Annotated in this window: 13 protein-coding genes and 2 tRNA genes; 5 read left to right on the top strand and 10 right to left on the bottom strand. The window is 73.6% G+C overall.

Annotation, left to right across the window (positions count from 1 at the left end):
* Positions 1-81: 81 nt before the first annotated feature.
* From ACIQCJ_RS01195 to ACIQCJ_RS01185, 3 genes are all read right to left on the bottom strand, one after another.
* Positions 82-813 carry a class F sortase gene (locus ACIQCJ_RS01195; RefSeq protein ID WP_402710332.1) on the bottom strand — a complete coding sequence of 244 codons (732 nt, stop codon included), beginning with the start codon at positions 811-813 and terminating at the stop codon, positions 82-84.
* A 247-nt stretch (positions 814-1,060) separates the two neighbouring features.
* Positions 1,061-1,474 carry a hypothetical protein gene (locus ACIQCJ_RS01190; protein ID WP_355336547.1) on the bottom strand — a complete coding sequence of 138 codons (414 nt, stop codon included), beginning with the start codon at positions 1,472-1,474 and terminating at the stop codon, positions 1,061-1,063.
* A 189-nt stretch (positions 1,475-1,663) separates the two neighbouring features.
* Positions 1,664-2,185: a hypothetical protein gene (locus ACIQCJ_RS01185; protein WP_402710331.1), complete on the bottom strand. Its 522-nt coding sequence runs from the start codon at positions 2,183-2,185 to the stop codon at positions 1,664-1,666.
* Between ACIQCJ_RS01185 and ACIQCJ_RS01180 the strand changes: the two genes are divergently transcribed.
* Positions 2,184-2,372 carry a hypothetical protein gene (locus ACIQCJ_RS01180; RefSeq protein WP_402710330.1) on the top strand — a complete coding sequence of 63 codons (189 nt, stop codon included), beginning with the start codon at positions 2,184-2,186 and terminating at the stop codon, positions 2,370-2,372. The genes ACIQCJ_RS01185 and ACIQCJ_RS01180 overlap by 2 nt on opposite strands.
* Here the strand turns inward: ACIQCJ_RS01180 and ACIQCJ_RS01175 are convergent.
* Positions 2,341-2,610 (bottom strand): hypothetical protein, encoded by a 270-nt coding sequence (locus ACIQCJ_RS01175; RefSeq protein WP_391158988.1) that lies wholly within the window; start codon positions 2,608-2,610, stop codon positions 2,341-2,343. The two genes, ACIQCJ_RS01180 and ACIQCJ_RS01175, sit on opposite strands and share 32 nt — an antisense overlap.
* Before the next feature lie 399 nt (positions 2,611-3,009).
* On the opposite strand from ACIQCJ_RS01175, the gene ACIQCJ_RS01170 reads away from it, so the two are divergent.
* Positions 3,010-3,213 (top strand): hypothetical protein, encoded by a 204-nt coding sequence (locus ACIQCJ_RS01170; protein ID WP_402710329.1) that lies wholly within the window; start codon positions 3,010-3,012, stop codon positions 3,211-3,213.
* A gap of 80 nt (positions 3,214-3,293) precedes the next feature.
* On the opposite strand, the gene ACIQCJ_RS01165 is transcribed toward ACIQCJ_RS01170, so the two are convergent.
* Both ACIQCJ_RS01165 and ACIQCJ_RS01160 read right to left on the bottom strand, forming a co-directional pair.
* Positions 3,294-3,366: transfer RNA gene (locus tag ACIQCJ_RS01165), tRNA-Arg, on the bottom strand.
* 179 nt (positions 3,367-3,545) lie between these two features.
* Positions 3,546-3,639 (bottom strand) — tRNA-Ser (locus ACIQCJ_RS01160).
* Positions 3,640-3,819: 180 nt separating this feature from the next.
* On the opposite strand from ACIQCJ_RS01160, the gene ACIQCJ_RS01155 reads away from it, so the two are divergent.
* A complete protein-coding gene (locus tag ACIQCJ_RS01155) occupies positions 3,820-4,419 on the top strand; it encodes an SSI family serine proteinase inhibitor (protein WP_402710328.1) in 600 nt (199 codons plus the stop codon).
* Positions 4,420-4,705: 286 nt separating this feature from the next.
* On the top strand, positions 4,706-8,758 hold the full coding sequence (locus ACIQCJ_RS01150; RefSeq protein WP_402710327.1) for a PAS domain-containing protein: 4,053 nt from the start codon (positions 4,706-4,708) through the stop codon (positions 8,756-8,758).
* Between the two features lie 680 nt (positions 8,759-9,438).
* On the opposite strand, the gene ACIQCJ_RS01145 is transcribed toward ACIQCJ_RS01150, so the two are convergent.
* The 4 genes from ACIQCJ_RS01145 to ACIQCJ_RS01130 all read right to left on the bottom strand — a co-directional run bounded on the left by ACIQCJ_RS01145 (position 9,439) and on the right by ACIQCJ_RS01130 (position 15,640).
* Positions 9,439-11,346: a hypothetical protein gene (locus ACIQCJ_RS01145; RefSeq protein ID WP_402710326.1), complete on the bottom strand. Its 1,908-nt coding sequence runs from the start codon at positions 11,344-11,346 to the stop codon at positions 9,439-9,441.
* Positions 11,347-11,596: 250 nt separating this feature from the next.
* Positions 11,597-13,246 carry a long-chain fatty acid--CoA ligase gene (locus tag ACIQCJ_RS01140; protein WP_355336553.1) on the bottom strand — a complete coding sequence of 550 codons (1,650 nt, stop codon included), beginning with the start codon at positions 13,244-13,246 and terminating at the stop codon, positions 11,597-11,599.
* Positions 13,247-13,449: 203 nt separating this feature from the next.
* A complete protein-coding gene (locus ACIQCJ_RS01135) occupies positions 13,450-13,974 on the bottom strand; it encodes a SigE family RNA polymerase sigma factor (protein ID WP_391126948.1) in 525 nt (174 codons plus the stop codon).
* A gap of 502 nt (positions 13,975-14,476) precedes the next feature.
* Positions 14,477-15,640, bottom strand: a complete 1,164-nt coding sequence (locus tag ACIQCJ_RS01130; protein WP_402710325.1) for a DUF1906 domain-containing protein — start codon at positions 15,638-15,640, stop codon at positions 14,477-14,479.
* 375 nt (positions 15,641-16,015) lie between these two features.
* Here ACIQCJ_RS01130 and ACIQCJ_RS01125 point away from each other — a divergent pair, with 375 nt between their 5' ends.
* Positions 16,016-16,315, top strand: a complete 300-nt coding sequence (locus ACIQCJ_RS01125) for a hypothetical protein (RefSeq protein ID WP_355336556.1) — start codon at positions 16,016-16,018, stop codon at positions 16,313-16,315.
* Positions 16,316-16,365 lie beyond the last annotated feature (50 nt).

Here is a 16,365-nt window from a genome sequence, read left to right as displayed (position 1 = left end):
CCGGCGGCGAAGTGGTCGACGCGGACGAGGCCGCGGCTGCGGCTGCGTCGCCGCCGCAGACCACGGCTCAGCTCCTCCCGTTCACCACGGCGCGGTCCACGGAGCCGCGGGGGAGGCCGGGGCCGCCGTGGCCACGGGAGACGCCACCGGGGCGGGAGCGGGCGGGCCGACCTTCGTGAGGTGGGCGTAGACGACGATGTTGGCGCTGTAGCTGGTGGCCCGGGAGTAGGTGCCGGCGCAGGTGATCAGGCGGAGTTCGGGGCGGGTGGCCTGCCGGTAGACCTTCTCGCTGGGGAAGTCGCTCTTCTCGTACTGCTCGACGGCGTCGACGGTGAAGACGGCGGTGCGGCCGTCCTGGCGCCGCACGGTGAGGGTGTTCTGCTTGTGGAGCTGGCCGATGCGGTAGAAGACGGCGGGGCCGCTGTGGGTGTCGAGGTGTCCGACGACGACCGCGGTGCCGGTGCTGCCGGGCGTGGGGCCGTTCCGGTACCACCCGGCGAGGTTCTTGTCGTCCGGCGGCGGGGGTTGCAGGGTGTGGTCCTTGTCCGTGCTGAGACCGGTCATCGGCGCGTCGACGCCGATCTCGGGGATCGTGATGCGGGTGGGCGGCGACGGCGGCAGCGGGTCCACCGCGGGGGCCGGGACGGCCGGTGCGGCGGGGCCGGAGAAGGCGTCGGCGGCCGAGGGCCTGGGCGGGGTGAGTCCGGTGCCGGAGGCGCTGTCGACCACGAGGAAGCCGCCCACGGCCATGCCTGCCAGGAGCAGTGCGAGGCCCGCCTGGCGGCGGCGGTGGGCGGCGCGGGGGTGCTGCATGCGGGGCGGGCCTTTCTCGAAGTCTGCGTCCGTCCGCCTCTGGCCGGGGCCCAGCGATCAGCGCGTGGCGCCTGGCGCCTGGCGCTTAGCGATTGGCGCTTAGCGCCTGATGCCTGGCGCTTAGCGCCTGGTGCCTGGTGCCTGGTGTCTGACGCCGAACGAGCTGCGGACGTATGACGCCCCCTGCGGTCGCGCGCTCCGCTTCGAGCGGGGCGCGCGGCCACAAGGGGCGGAGGTGGAACCGAGGTCAGCCCTCGACGGAACGGCGGCGCATCATCACGACGCCACCGGCGGCCGCGACGGCGAGCACAGCCGCGCCCGCGGTCATCTCGGTGCCGCTGATCCCGCCCGCCAGGCCGCCGGAACCGGCGTGCACCGGACCGGTGACGCTCGCGCACGCGTCCCGCTCGCCGACCTGCGCCTGCTCCAGGATCTCCTCGGCCGTGGCGATCTGCTTACGGATCTCCGGCGTCTTGTTCGGCAGCTTCTCCAGCCGGTCGAGCTCCTTCTGCGCTTCATGGGTCTTGACCTGGGCCTGCTCACAGATCTCCGAGTGGGGACCCGTCTCGGCGGACGCCATCGGGGCGGAGAGCGCCAGAGCGCCGCCGCTGAGGGCAATGCTGGAGATGGCGAGAGCGGCGAGAGCACGAGCGGAACGCATGGGACTCCTTCGCGAGGGCACGCCCTCGGACCCTGATGGCCCGAGAAGGGGGACGTACGTGCCCAACGAAGTCATAGATACGAATAATGTGACTTATTCACACACCTTCACACCATTTTTGCCCCGTTCAGACCACACCCCCCGGCGCGTCGCTCACCCCCCGCCGCCCCCGACTGTGCTTACCCCTCTTCACATCTGCCGGACCGTCACCTCACGCCGCCACGCGAACGCCACGGCCGACACGAGTGGCGCCGCGTGAACGGCTGTCTGCCCGACGAGGCCGCCGTGCTCGACAAGGCGTTCGCCACGTACCCGCGGATCGCCGACTACGTCGCAACCGTTGCTCGGCCGGACATGGGTGCCGTCGACCAGACCGTCGACCAGCACCGCATCCCCGGCTGCGACGGCGTGTGGCACCAGGAAGGGGTGTGCGAGGCGACCTTCGCCGACATCACCACGCCGGACGCGACGCTCGTCGTCAACGTCAGTTCCGAGGAGGACCGGACCACGCACCTGGTGATCTGGGAGGGCAACGACGGCCGCGGCCTGCTGCGGACCACCAACCGCGCCGACGCCGTCGCGTTCGCCACCAACCTGCGGGAGCTGGCCGACGCGGTCGAGCGCGGTGCCGCGCTCCTCGCCTTGGACGCCGCCCGGCGCATCGTCCCGGCCGCAGCCGCCTCGACGCCGTCCGGGCGGGTGAGCCGTCATGAGACACATCGTCCTCGGTGCCCTGCTCGGCCTGGCGCTGGCGTTCCCGCACCTGGCCGGGCAAGGCGCCGACCCCGCCGCCACGGCCGCCCACTGGGTGGCCTGCCAGCCCGTCCTGTGGGCGTTCACCGCCGGGCTGCTGGCCCGGCCGCGAATCACTGGTCATTCGATCCGGAGGACGAAGTGAACGCAGCCCGATCCGCCGCCCGCCGCGCCGCCCGCCGCTCGCGCCAGGGCAGCACCAGCCTGACGACAAGCACCGCCACCACCGGCACCGGCACGGTGACCCAGAGCGCGTGCCGCGACTGCGGCCAGGTGGCGTTGCCCCACAGCATCGGCACCAGCGCCCCCGCGGCCAGCACCACCCCCGTGACCAACGCCCACTTGATCGCGCTCAGCGGCGACCCGTCCCCCCGCTTTTCCATGGCTGCCACCGTAGCGGGCCTTTCCGACCCCTCTCGGAGCACCCCATGACTCTGCCCGTACTCGCCGAGGCGGCCCGTACCCCGGCCGTACCCCGGTGTACCTCGCTGGCGCACTCGCCGTACTCGTAGGTGTACTCGCCCTCGTACTCCGCACCGTCCGTAAGGCGACCACCCGCCCGCCGGTCGCGGTCGTGACCGCCGCGTTCGCCGCCGCCGAGGTGGCGCTGTTCTCCATGGCGCTGATGGCCCGGCGGGACGCGGCGCAGATCACCCGTGCCCGGTGGACGCGGATTGCCACCCGCAGGGCCGCGCGGCGTCGATCCGCGTACTCAAGGACCGCTACGGCGTCGGCCAGCTCCGAGCCACCCGAATCCAGAGCGACCTGAAAGCGAGGATGTCGTGAGCCTCGATCCGAAGCACCATCAGTACGCCAACCCGGTGCCCAGCTTCGAGGCCCGCCCGCTGCCCGCCCGGCGCCCGGAAACCTCCGTGTCGGCGTGGGCGGGTCACTCGGATCTGTCGTTCACGAAGCGGACTTACGTGCGCCCTGACCCTCAGTCACTGCGGGCCGGTTCGGAGAAGCCTGCCGAGCTGTTGCGCTGACGCAAGATCATTCGGCGATTGTGAGAAATTACGACAGAAGCCCCGCACCCCCGAAGGGGCACAGGGCCTCTGATCTGCTGTGCACTCGGCAGGATTCGAACCTGCAACCTTCTGATCCGTAGTCAGATGCTCTATCCGTTGAGCTACGAGTGCGAGCGCTTCGCGGGGTTTTGGGCCGGTCGGCGTTGCGGGAACAACATTACATGAGGTGTGGCGGGAGGTGAAATCCATAACCGGGAGGCGGGGTGACCTGCGGGAATGGGGTGGGGGCCGGGGGGGTGGAACGGGAGGAGCCCCGCCGTCGGTGGAGGACGGGCGGGGCTCCGGGGTGGTGGCGGAGGCGGAGGGATTTGAACCCTCGATGGACGGTAAAGCCCAAACCGCATTAGCAGTGCGGCGCCATAGACCGGACTAGGCGACGCCTCCTGGTACGTGCCCGGGTGAGCGGGCGCGTGTGCAGATGATGACACAGCCGTGCGGGCCGCGACCAATCGCAGACTACGGTACAAGGCCGCCGGTGGGCAGGGCAAAGGGGTAGTGCCGGGACGCGCCCACGAAGGAGTGGGTTGCGGGGGCGGGCGGGCCCGCGCGGGTAGGGAGGGGCGCATGCGAAACCCCCGAGCCACCGCACCCCGTACGACGCGGAACCGCGCCCCGAAGGGCACCCGCGCGCCCCAGGGCACCCGTACCGTCCTCGCGTTCCTCACCCTGGCCGCGCCCCTCGCCGCGCCCCTCGTGGCCGCCGGCGGCGCCGCGGCGGTCGGCGTCCCGCGCCCCACCCCCGTCGAGCGGCTGATGGAGAGCCGCCTGACCGTGACGTACGCGGCGGCGCCCGACGCCCAGCCGCGGACGTACACCCTCGACTGCGGCCCCGCCGGGGCGAGGGAGGAGACCGACCCGGCGTGTGAGCATCTCGTGGAGATCGGGGGACCGGAGCGTGCGGTGCCCGCGGGGCAGATGTGCTCGATGATCTACGGGGGACCGCAGACGGCCCACGTGACGGGCGTGTGGCGGGGCCGGACGGTCGACGAGGAGTACAGCAGGACGAACGGCTGCGAGGTGTCGCGCTGGCAGCGGATGGTGCCCGCGCTCCCGGCCGCGAACGGCGCGAACGGCCTGAACGGCGCGAATACCGCGAGCGACGCGGTGAACAGCGCCGACGCGAGCGCCGGAGGTACGCGGACGGACACGACCGTACGTTCGTGACGTACGCCACACCCGCGCGCCCCCGGCCGAACGCGGCGCCCGAACACCCCGCTCCCAAGGGGCACATGGACATCCGGGGCCGCGCGAGGGGGCCCGACCCGTACACTCGGTCTAGTGACATGTCCCGGGGGTGGCGGCAAGATGGGCCGCCCGTGACAAGCCGCCCGCCCGTGAGAGCTGGCAGCACAAGAGCGGAAACGAAAGCGCAAGCAAGAGCGGACATCAGCGCGGGAAAACGGCGGCGCAGGACAGTGCGGCACGTGCGGTAACAGGGAGGACGCGTCTCGTGAGCAGCAGGCCATCCAGAGGCGCTGCTCGCCTCGCCTCGATACTCGATGCCCTGCCCGACGCGCTGCTGCTGGTCGACGTCAACGGCACGGTGGTCAACGCCAACGCGATAGCGATCGAGACGTTCGAGTCGCCGGGTACGGCGCTGGTGGGGCGGGGCCTGCTCGACCTGCTGCCCTCCTTTGACTCCAAGCGGATTCCCGGCTCGATGCGCAGCCCGCGCGAGGCCGCGGAGGACACCCGCACGAAGCCCACCCGGATGGTGGCGCGGCGGACCGACGGCACGGAGTTCCCGGTCGAGGTCACCAGCGCCAATCTGGAGGACCCGCGCACCCCGTACGCCGACTTCGGTGAGCCCCAGCCGCCCCACTACACCGGCGACGAGCTGCTGATGCTGGTGGTCCGCGACCTCACCGGCACGCTCGACACCGAGGCCGAACTGGCCCGCCAGCAGCGCCAGACGGAGATGATCCTGCGCGCGGCGGCCGAGGGCGTGGTCGGTGTGGACACCGCGGGCAAGGTCGTCCTCGTCAACCCGTCGGCCGCGCAGATCCTCGGCCACCGGGCGACCGACCTGGGCGGCAAGGAGCTGCACCCGCTGGTGCACCACTCGCGCAGGGACGGTTCTCCGCTGCCGTACGAGGAGACCCCGCTCGCCGACACGCTGCGCTCCGGGCGCAAGCACCGCGTCCGCGGCCAGGTGCTGTGGCGCAAGGACGGCCGCGCGGTGCCGGTGGACCTGACGACGGCGCCGGTACGGGACGGCGACCAGCTCGTCGGCGCGGTGATGACGTTCACCGACCGTACGGCGTACGACGCGCTCGCCGCCCGCGCACTGCAACTCGGCGCGCTGCTCGACACCTCGCTGCGCGGGCCGCTGGCCGAACTGCGCGGCGAGCTGACGGGCCTGGCCGCCGACCCGGCCGGGCAGCTCTGGCCCGAGGCCAACCAGATCCTGCACCACCTGTCCGCCGGCTACTCCCGCATCACCACCCTCATCGACAACGTGCTGGCCTTCCAGCGGCTCGACCGCGGCGAGGACAAGCTGCGGCGCGAGACGGTCGGGCTCGACAAGGTGGTGGCCGCGGCCGTGGAGGGCGCGGTCGAGCTGATCGGGCCGGGACGCGCGCAGTACGCGGTGCACGCGCCGCCGATCGAGGCGTCCCTGGACGCCGAGCGGATGGCGCAGGCCCTCGCCCACCTCGTCGCCGACGTCGCGGGCGTCGACTCGGCGGGCAACGCCATCGCGTACGCCGGTGACTCGACGATCGTGGTCGCGGCGGCCCAGCGCGGCGACGTCATAAGGATCGACGTCCGCGGCCCGCACGCGGGCGGCGACCCCGTCCATCTCCCGCTCGCCCGCGGCATCGTGGAACGCCACGGCGGCGTGCTCCAGACCCACGAGGTGCCCGGCGGCAGCGCGTACGTCCTGGAGGTCCCGGTCGGCCGCGCCCGTCAGAAGAACGGCTCGGCCGCCGCTTCCGACGCCTCGGGTACGGGTACGGAATCGGCCACGGGTGGCCGTACGGACGGCGGTACGGAATCAGGTACGGGTACGGATACGGGCTCGGGTACGTCGGGGTCGGGCGACGCGTCGGAGCAGCCGCGTGAGTCCGAGACCACCGTGATGCCCTTGCCGACCGAGCCGATGCGCGGGACCACCGGGCAGGGGTCGAACGCGGCGCCGGGCGCGGGCAATGGCGCCGGGCCGGACTCCGGGAGCGGCGTACGGCGGGCACCGCACCAGCGGCAGGCGCCGCAGGACAGCGGGGCGGCGGTCGCGCCCTGGTCGATCCCGGCCGCGCCCGACCAGGACTCCGCCCCGACCGGGCGGCGCCGCGCGCTGCGTCGGCCCGGCGACGAGTCGGACGGCGGGAGCGCGGGCGGCAACGGCGGCGCGGGGCGCGAGATCGCGCCCGCCGACGGGGCGCAGCCCACCGGCCGCAGGGCGCGGCGGGCCAGGACCGACGACCAGGAGCAGGAACGAGGCGGGGGTGCGGCGGGTCAACCCGCCGGGGGCGCGGCGGGTCAACCCGCCCTCCCGCAGGGGCAGTCCGCGCTTCCGCAGGGGCAGTTCGCGCTTCCGCAGGCGGGGCTTCCGCAGAGCCAGCTTCCGCAGGCCCAGGCGGGGCTACCGCAGAGCCCGCTCCCCCAGACCCACCTTCCGCAGGCCCAGGTCCCGCACGCCCTGCCGCCCGTCCAGCCGCCCGTTCAGCCGCCTGTTCAGCAGAGCCCCGGCCAGGACCCGCGCGGGCTTCCCGCTCCCGAGGCGGGCACCGGCCGTCGCGCGCGCCGCGCCATCGAGACCGCCGCGCCGGACAGCGGCGCCGCCGTCGTACCGCAGCAGCAGGGCCACGCGCCCGAGCCGCCGCGGCAGCCGCAGCCGCAGACCTGGCCGAGCCCCGGCCAGAGCGCGGGTCAGGCGGCGGACGAGGAGCCGGAAGGACCCGTACCGCCGCGGTCGTGGCCCGCGCCGTCGCAGCAGCCCCCGCAGCCGCAGCCGACCGCGTGGCCCGCGGCGCCGCAGAATCCGCAGCCGTCGACCTCGCTGCCGTCGCAGCAGCAGGCGCCGTCCTCGCAGCCGCCGTCGCCCGGCCAGGGTCAGCCGCCGCAGGCTCCGGCCGCGTCGGCGGCCGGACCGGGTACGGCGGGACCGTCCCCGCAGCGCGGCGGCCCGGCGCCGCAGCAGGACCCGTCGCAGAGCAGCCACGGCCGTGCCATAAGCGTGCGTACGCTCGGGCAGGGCATGCCGTTCGGGCAGCAGGCGGGCGATCCGCAGACCCAGACGCAGGCGGTGCAGGCCCAGTCGGGGCTGCCCGCGCAGGTGACGGCGAGCGGTTCCGGCCGCCGCCGCAGGCTGAACCCGCCGCAGCAGCCGCAGCCCGTACAACCGGGTCAGCCCGAGCAAAATGGTCAGCCCGTCCAGAACGGTCAGCCCGAGCAGAACGGCCGGCCCGAGCAACAGCTACAGCAACAGCAACAGCAACAGCACGGTCCCGGCGGCGAGACGCAGGCCCGTCAGCACCCGCAGGCCGACCCGGACAGCGGTCAACTCCCCATCCGCCGCCCCGAACCCCAGCCGCAGCGCGGCGCGGGCCGGTCCGCGATCCCCGGCCAGGCCCCGGCGCCGGACGACGACGACCGCGAGACGGCGCTGCTGCGGCCGGTCCCGGCGGCCGATCCCGTTCCGAAGTCCCAGCCGCCGGTGCCGCGTGAGGCGGGCGGCCGGGCGTACGCCATAGGCGCGCCCGCGGAGGGCGCCGCCGAGGGTCCCGAACCGCTGGACGGCCCCAATGGCGCGGTCGACGTCACCGACATCGCCGACGACCGCATGGAGGAGTCCTTCGACGAGCCGCGCCGCCTGCTGGTGTGGCCCGAGCCGGACACCTCCACCCGCCAGGCCCTGACCGACCGCGGCTACCGGCCGGTGATCGTGCGCTCCCGCGAGGAGGTCGACGCGCAGATCGCCGAGCCGCCCGCCGCGCTCTTCGTGGACCCGCTCACCGGGCCCATCACGCGTACGGCCCTCCAGTCGCTACGGCAGGCCGCCGCGGCGGCCGACGTGCCCGTCCTGGTCACGGCCGGTCTCGGGCAGGCCACCCGCGAGGCCGCGTACGGCGCCGACCCGGCCGTACTCCTCAAGGCGCTCGCCCCGCGCGACAGCGAGCAGCACCCCCCGCGGGTTCTGCTCGTCGAGAGCCACGAGCCGATCGCCCAGGCGTTCGCGGCCACGCTCGAACGGCGCGGCATGCAGGTCTCGCACGCCGATTCCGAGACCGACGCCATGTCCAAGGCCGCCCAGATGCATCCCAACCTGGTCGTCATGGACCTCATGCTCATCCGGCGCCGCCGCCAGGGCATCGTCGACTGGCTGCGCGGCAACGCCCGCCTCAACAACACCCCCCTGGTCGTCTACACCTCCGCCGACATCGACCCCGCCGAGCTCCCCCGCCTCGCCTCCGGCGAGACCGTCCTCTTCCTCGCCGAGCGCTCCACCAGCCCGGACGTCCAGGCCCGAATCGTCGACTTGCTCGCCAAAATCGGAGCCTGACCCCTCCGGGGAGGTCCCCCGTCTTTGGGGGCGCGGCCCCAGCGCGGTTCCCTCCCCCTGGCGGCGAGCCGATCCTTCAAGGGGCGCGGGACCGTGTCTAATCTGCGCCAGCCGCCGCGCGGGCGGCGCGCTCAGCCACGGCGCTCCCGCACCTCACCACCCGCCCCAACGGGGCAATCCCGTCGCCCCCGGACCACCGGCCGGTGGTGGGTTGCCCGCGCAGTTCCCCGCGCCCCTGACGGGGCGCACCGTCTTTCGTCCGGGGGCCAGGCACGGGCATTTAGGGGCGCGGGCCTGTGTTTAATCTGCGGCTGCCGCCGCGCGGGCGCGCTCAGCCACGACGCGGGCGCACGTCACCACCCGCCCCAACGGGGCAATCCCGTCGCCCCCGGACCACCGGCCGGTGGTGGGTTGCCCGCGCAGTTCCCCGCGCCCCTGACGGGCCCGCACCGCCTCTCGGCCGGGCGGTGGGCCGGTCTTTTCAGGGGCGCGGGACTGTGTTCAATCTGCGGCCGCCGCCGCGCGGGCACGCTCAGCCACGACGCTCCCGCCCCTAACGGCCCGCACCGCCTCTCGGCCGAGGGCCAGGCACGGGCATTTAGGGGCGCGAGGAACTGCGCGCTCAACCACAACGAGCGCGCACGTCACCACCCGCCCCGGCAGGGCAGACGCGGCGTGGGTCAGGGAAGGTGTTCGGGAGGGCCGGGCCGGAGGCCAGGCTGGCGGATCATGGCGGTGATCTCGGCGGCGGCGACGGCGGCACGGCCGGGCCGCTTGAGGAGGCGTTCGGCGAAGGGCCAGCCGACCACGCCGAGGGAGATCTCCTCGGAACCGCCGAGGCCACGGTGACGGCCGGGGCCACCCGGGGCACCGGAACCCTCGTCCAAGCCGACCGGGGCACCGGAACCCTCGTCGAAGCCACCCGGGGCACCGGAACCCTCGGGGTCGGCCTCCACGCACGTGATGGTCAGGGCGCCGCCGCGACCGTAGCGGGCATGGCCGACCGCGTCCCAGGGGATGTGGCGGGCGCGGGAGGACAGCAGACCGCGGACGCGCAGGCCGACGCTGTCCGCGGTGATCTGCCAGGTCATGAGGCACCAGCCGCCGTAGAACCAGGTGAGGGCCACGAAGGAGAACCAGAGCACGCGCGACCAGGGCCAGCCGCCGACGGCGGCGGACGTCACCGCTCCGGCTCCGGTCACGAGCATGACCGCACCGACGCAGCGCGCGACAGGCCCCGCGTGCCAGCGCACCGGCCCGGCGGCGGCCACCACGGTGCCGAGGGCGCGCTGGACGTCGATCTCGGCGGCCTGACGGTGTCCGGCCTCGCGTCGCCCGGCCGTCGAGCCCGCGTCGCCGTGGTCGACGGCCGGCCCGCCGCGTATCGGGGACAGGGACACCTCGACGGACGGCTTCGCGGCGGGGCCGCTCTCGGCGGACGTCAGGACGAGGGCGCCGTCCTCGCTGAGCGCGCCGTAGAGGAGGACGTCGCGTACGCCGGAACGGGCGTGCGGAAACGGCTCGTAGTGCAGCACGGGTTCGAGCCCGAGGCCATCGGCGCCGTATATCTCGGTGAAACCGTCCGCCCTCGTCCGGGCGCGCGCCCGGAGGACCGGTACGGGGCCGCGCCGGAGGGCGACCACGCGGCGGCGGGCGAGCTGCCCCGAGAGCGCCGAGGCGAGGCCGAGCCCTACGAGGGCCATGCCGCCGGCCTGGCGGAGGAAGTGGGACAGGTCGTCGGGGTACGGCTCGCCCGCCAGCCGTACCCAGTCGCCGTGGAGCAGTACGGTCACGGTGCCGACGTCCCGGTAGTCCCCGTCCACGTCGAAGCGGTGACGGGAGCCGTCGGGCATGCGCACCGTGAGCAGGTAATCGTCCGGGTTGTAGGCGACGACGGGAACGTCCCGGGTCACGGCCACCCGCGCGGTACGGTCATCGGACCGGTCCTGTACGACGACGGTCACGATCAGGGCGGCGCCCACCACGCACATGAGCAGCCCGGCGACCCGACGGAACAGGCCCCGCTGCCCCGGCTCGATGCCGTCCGGCATGGGAGCGGACGCGGTGACGCCCCCGGCGGCCTCCGCGATGAGGGCGCGCTGGCGGCGGCGGGCCCGCAGCCGTTGCGCCACGGCCAGCCAGCCCCAGCACAGCGCGGCGACGACCACCGCGGCCGCGACCTTCTCGCCGGCCCCGCCCTCCCACTGGCCGGGCCGGGCCAGGTAGAGCAGGAGCAGCGGGGCGGTCAGGACGGCCAGTTCCGGCAGGAAGAACAGGCACACGAGGTGGGGCAGGAAGAGCATCGTGCCGGTCTTGTCCACCCATTCCTCGCCGCAGGGCGCCTGCGGAGTGCAGGTGGGGTCGGGACTCATCAGGACCGCGGCGAACACGGCGACCAGCAGGACCACGGCGGGCAGCGTCGGCCGCACCCACGCCGCCCTGGGCCCGGCCGCCCGCCACCCGCGGGCGTCGGCGGCGAGCCACGGGCGCGCGGCGCCCCCGGCGTACGACGTGCCGTCGGACCCGCCGCCGCGCACACCGCCGGACCCGCCGTCAGGCACACCCTCGGACCCGCCGTCGCTGATCATCGGTGCGTCATGGGAGTACCCGTGTCCGTCCTGGCCGAGGGCGCGTCGAAAGCGGCGTCCGCCGAGCCGACCAGGCTCTTCCCGCCGCACCAGCAGATCGTTTTACCTGATCATTGCGCAACCGGGAAAGTTTGCGAAGCGGCACGGCCCGCCGTGGCGACAGGCGTACGAAGGACGGTCACTTCGTAGGAGCCGCCCGTCGCCAAGCGGTCGCACTCCGGGGGCTCACCACCCCCCTGCCGGGACGCCGTCAGAGCTGCGTGACGTCCAACTCGCCCTCGGCGAACGCCTTGCGGATGACCTTCTTGTCGAATTTGCCGACGCTCGTCTTCGGCACCGCCGGAACGATCGCCCAGCGCTCGGGGATCTGCCAGCGCGCGACGCGCCCGGCGAGGAAGTCGTGCAGGGCGGCGTAGTCGGCGGTGGCGCCCTCGCGCAGGACGACGGTGGCGAGCGGGCGCTCGCCCCAGCGCTCGTCGGGGACGGCGACGACGGCGGCCTCGGCGACGTCCGGGTGGGCCATGAGGTGGTTCTCCAGGTCGACGGAGGAGATCCACTCACCACCGGACTTGATGACGTCCTTGGACCGGTCGGTGAGGGTGAGGAAACCGTCGTCCGAGATGACGCCGACGTCACCGGTGCGCAGCCACCCGTCGGGGCTGAACTTGTCCTCGGGCCGCACCGGTTCCTCACCGACGCCGCCGTAGTACGCGGCGGCGATCCAGGGCCCGCGCACCTCCAGCTCACCGGCGGACTCGCCGTCCCACGGCTGGACGGAGCCGTCCGGGCCGATGAGCCGGGCCTCGACGGAGGCGGGGAAGCGGCCCTGGGTGATCCGGTAGGCCCACTCCTCCTCGGGGGTGACCCCGGCGGGCGGCTGCGCGACCGTGCCGAGCGGCGACGTCTCCGTCATGCCCCACGCGTGGCACAGGCGTACGCCGAGCTGCTCGTCGAACGCCTTCATCAGGGCGGGCGGGCAGGCCGAGCCGCCGATGGTGACCTGCTTGAGCGAGGTGATGTCGCGCGGCTTGGCGGTCAGCTCGGCGAGCAGCCCCTGCCAGATGGTGGGGACGGCAGCGGCGTGCGTGGGGCGCTCGCTCTCGATCATCTCGGCCAGCGGGCCGGGCTGGAGGAAACGGTCCGGCATCAGCAGGTTGATGCCGGACATGAAGGCGGCGTGCGGCAGCCCCCACGCGTTGACGTGGAACATCGGCACCACGGGCAGCGACGTGTCGTGCGAGCTGAGCCCCATCGACTCGGTGGAGTTGACCTGCATCGAGTGCAGGTAGATCGACCGGTGCGAGAAGACGACGCCCTTGGGGTCGCCGGTGGTGCCGGAGGTGTAGCACATGGCCGCGGCGCTGCGTTCGTCCAGCTCGGGCCAGGCGTACGTGGTCGGCCGCCCGTCCAGCAGCTCCTCGTAGTCGTGCACGGAGGGACGTACGCCGTCCAGCACCGAGCGGTCGCCGGGGCCGACCACGACGACGTGCTCGACCGAGTCGAGCCGCGGCAGCAGGGGCGCGAGCAGCGGGAGCAGCGAGCCGTTGACGAGGATCACGCGGTCGGCGGCGTGGTTGATGATCCAGGTGAGCTGCTCGACGGGCAGCCGGAGGTTCAGGGTGTGCAGGATCGAGCCCATGGCGGGGATCGCGAAGTACGCCTCAAGGTGCTCGGCGTTGTTCCACATGAGGGTCCCGACCCGGTCGCCCTCGGCGACCCCGAGCCCGTCACGCAGCGCGTTGGCGAGCCGGACGGCGCGCAGACCGACCTCGCGGAAGGAGCGGCGCTGCGGCTCACCCTCCCCGGTCCAGGTCGTGACCTGCGATTTTCCGTGGACCAGCGTCCCATGGACCAGGATGCGGGTGACGGTCAGCGGTACGTCCTGCATCGTGCTGAGCACAGGGGGCCTCCGGCGGCTACGCGAGGGTAATGTCCTCGCGATTCTGCGTGCATACCGATCGGTACGTCACTACCCCGCGCGGTATTGCCGCCGGTTCGTTCCGGGCGGCGCGGCGGTCGGGGGGACCGGGGCGCGGCCCGCCGGACGGCGCGGCACGTGTCGTGGGGATGTGTGCGACGCCCGCCCCAGGGCCCGGGCAGGCCCTAGGCGACGCACAGCTCCAGCTCCGGATCGTCGCGCAGCTTGCCGAGGGCGCGCGAGACCGCGCTCTTCACCGTGCCGACCGAGACGCCCAGCGCCTCCGCCGTCTGCACCTCGCTCATGTCCTCGTAGTACCGCAGGACGACCATCGCCCGCTGGCGCGGCGGCAGCCGTCCGACCGCGCGGAGCAGCGCGTCCCGCTGGGCCTGCTGCTCGGTGATGTCGGGGGCGCCGGTCGCGGCGGGCTCCGGCACCTCGTCGGTGCTGAACTCGTCGACCTTGCGCTTGCGCCACTGCGAGGTGCGCGTGTTGACGAGCGTACGGCGGACGTATCCGTCGACGGCCCGGTGGTCGTCGATCCGGTCCCAGGCGAGATAGGTCTTGGTCAGGGCGGTCTGGAGCAGGTCCTCGGCGTCGGAAGGGTTGGGGGTCAGGGAGCGCGCGGTGCGCAGCAGCGTCGGGCCCTTGGTCCGGACGTAGGCCGTGAACTGCGTCGTATTGGCGCTGGTGCACACAGGCGTGGTCATGGCTTCACGTTAGGAGCCGACATGCCCGTGGCGGATCGGCCGCAGGTGCCGAAGCGGGATCACTCTCAGGTCGTAGGACGGGGGTTGTCCCCACCCCCCGAGGGGGGAGCCGGGGGCCGGGGTCCCGCAGGGGTTCCTCCGGAGAAGAGCGGGGTCCGGGGGGCGGACACGGTCCCTGAGCGGGTCCGTGGCCGCCGTACGGGCGCTGCCCTGGTGGCCGTACGGGCGGACCGCCGCTTTACGTGTGCGGGCTGCCGCCGTACGCGGGGCCGTCGCCGTACGCGGGGGGGCATCGCCGTACGCGTGCGGGCCGTCGCCGCCACGGGCCGCGCCGGGGTCGGCCCTGACGTCCGCCCCGGGGCGGTCCCGGTGTCATCCCCGGGTCAGCCCCGTACGACCTCGGCGTCAGCCCGTGGTCGTACATCAGCGCGGTCCGAGCGTCCGGGAAGCTCGGACCGGCCTCGGACCGGTGCTCAGCGGTAGGTGCTCACGACTCGGGCGCTCAGAGCTTGGCGACCGGCGCGTCGATCAGGTCGCGGTCGATCGACAGCTTGTGACCGCCGTGCGTCTCGGTGACGGCGCCTGTGTACTGGTGGATGCGGCTGTGCGAGGCCCAGGCGGAGGGGCGCAGGACCGGTTCGGCGGTGAGGGTGGGGGCGACGCCCCAGCGGGCGTACCAAATGGCGCCCGGGAGGTCGGACGTACCCGCCCTGCGGGCCTTCTCCATGTGCGCGATGCCGGAGTCGGCGCTGCTGTAGAAGCCGGGCACATAACCGCGCGCCCGCACCTGGCGGTCCCAGGCGCGTACGAAGGACAGCGTCGCGTTCGCGCAGCTCGCCTTCCTGAGGTCGTACGCCTCCATGTCGAGGTAGAGCGCGCTGCCGCGCTTCATGCCGAGCGCGCCCGCGGCCTTCGCCGCGTCCGCGCCCTCGCTCGTGCCCTGGGCCGTCGCCCGCTGGGGGTCGATGCGGAACGGGTTCTTGTTAGACCCTCTCACGCAGGGGCTCTGCGAACCGACGTAGATCGGCAGCAGGCTCCAGCCCGCCGCGGTGGTCTGCTGTACCCAGTTGTTCGTCAGATTGCGCTGCGTCTTGCAGGCGCGGGCCCGGCCGCCGAAGTAGATGCCGACGGCGCGGTACGGGGAGGAGGCGCGCCAGGCGCGCATCGTGGCGAGGTCGGGGGCCTGGCAGGTGTCGAAGCCGCGGCCCTTGAAGACGCGCGGGGCGACGGCGGCGTCCTCGGGGAAGGTGGCGGCGTCGTCGGACGCGTCGTCGGTGCCGGGGAATCCGGTCTCGTCGGGGGCCTGGGCGTCGTCGGGAGCCTGGGCGCCGTCCGGAACCTGGCCGTCGTCCGAGGCTTGGCCGTCGTCCGGGGCTTGGCCGTCGTCCGACGCCTGGGCTTCGGCGGCCGCGGCTTGGGCTTCGGCGTCCGCGATCCAGCCGGCGGGGTCCGTCCTGTTGTCGACGGGGTCGATGTGCCCGTCGGCCGCCGCTGCCCCCGCGCTCGCGGGGCCCGCGCTGGCCGCCGGGACATCGCTGTCGGCGACGGCCGACACCGCGGGAAACAGCAGACCGGTCAGCGTCAGCGCGGCGGCGAGGACGTAACGAGTGCGGCGCGTACGGCGCACGCGGTGCGCGTAACGGATAAACCTACTTGTTTCGGTCATTCGCCGAGTCAACGTGGCGGGCGGCCCGCACGGGCGGAGACACGCCGCCGGGTCGGGCCGTACGGGCCCCGAACCGCTCGGGCGGCGGGCACTGCCGCCGCGTCGGCTCCGCCGGGCCTGGCGCCGAACCCGAGGTCGGGGCCGTCCCTCCCCCCTCCCGGACCCGCTGACCCGCTACCGCGCTCGGCTGCGCGTGCGCGCTTCCCGGCACTCGGATACGCCGACGACACGCGGCCCCGATACGCAAATTACCGTAGTACGTGGGTTATTTGCATGATGACGTCGGATTGCTACGGTCACCCCGTCGCTATTTGCACCCACGCGGGCGGGGCCGCTTCGGCGTCGACCGCGTGGCCCAGTAGGGAGGACCTTCTCGTGCTCCGTGCTCGTATCGCCGCCGCGGGCGCCGCCGTGGCGCTGGCCGCCGCAGGGCTTGTCGCAGGCACCGCCCCGTCCGCTCAGGCGTCGACCCCGCCCACCCCGTACATGTGCCCCTACTTCCTCAACGACGGCGCGCACGGTCTGTACGTGTGGACGTACGGGCAGGGCTGGCTGGTGTGCAGCTACAGCCCGCACGCCGAGCTGTCCTGTCGGTACAACGCGTTCAGCGGCGACGCCTGGTTCAACGCGCCGAATCCCGACTACTGCCCGACGCGCGCGATTCCGACGGCCTGACACGATTCCGGCGGCTGCCGACGGCCTGGGCCGGTCGGCCGCCGCCCTTC

It is taken from the genome of Streptomyces sp. NPDC093221 (genome assembly GCF_044753885.1).
Classification (GTDB): Bacteria; Actinomycetota; Actinomycetes; order Streptomycetales; family Streptomycetaceae; genus Actinacidiphila.
The sequence above is the reverse complement of the archived record's forward strand: the minus strand, read 5'-3'. Positions and strand labels throughout refer to the sequence as shown.

Excerpts from the sequence above, each read along its gene's own strand:
- ACIQCJ_RS01195 (WP_402710332.1), bottom strand. The coding sequence starts at position 813 with ATGCAGCACCCCCGCGCCGCCCACCGCCGCCGCCAGGCGGGCCTCGCA.
- ACIQCJ_RS01190 (WP_355336547.1), bottom strand. The coding sequence starts at position 1,474 with ATGCGTTCCGCTCGTGCTCTCGCCGCTCTCGCCATCTCCAGCATTGCC.
- ACIQCJ_RS01180 (WP_402710330.1), top strand. The coding sequence starts at position 2,184 with ATGAGACACATCGTCCTCGGTGCCCTGCTCGGCCTGGCGCTGGCGTTC.
- ACIQCJ_RS01185 (WP_402710331.1), bottom strand. The coding sequence starts at position 2,185 with ATGACGGCTCACCCGCCCGGACGGCGTCGAGGCGGCTGCGGCCGGGAC.
- ACIQCJ_RS01175 (WP_391158988.1), bottom strand. The coding sequence starts at position 2,610 with ATGGAAAAGCGGGGGGACGGGTCGCCGCTGAGCGCGATCAAGTGGGCG.
- ACIQCJ_RS01155 (WP_402710328.1), top strand. The coding sequence starts at position 3,820 with ATGCGAAACCCCCGAGCCACCGCACCCCGTACGACGCGGAACCGCGCC.
- ACIQCJ_RS01145 (WP_402710326.1), bottom strand. The coding sequence starts at position 11,346 with ATGATCAGCGACGGCGGGTCCGAGGGTGTGCCTGACGGCGGGTCCGGC.
- ACIQCJ_RS01135 (WP_391126948.1), bottom strand. The coding sequence starts at position 13,974 with ATGACCACGCCTGTGTGCACCAGCGCCAATACGACGCAGTTCACGGCC.
- ACIQCJ_RS01130 (WP_402710325.1), bottom strand. The coding sequence starts at position 15,640 with ATGACCGAAACAAGTAGGTTTATCCGTTACGCGCACCGCGTGCGCCGT.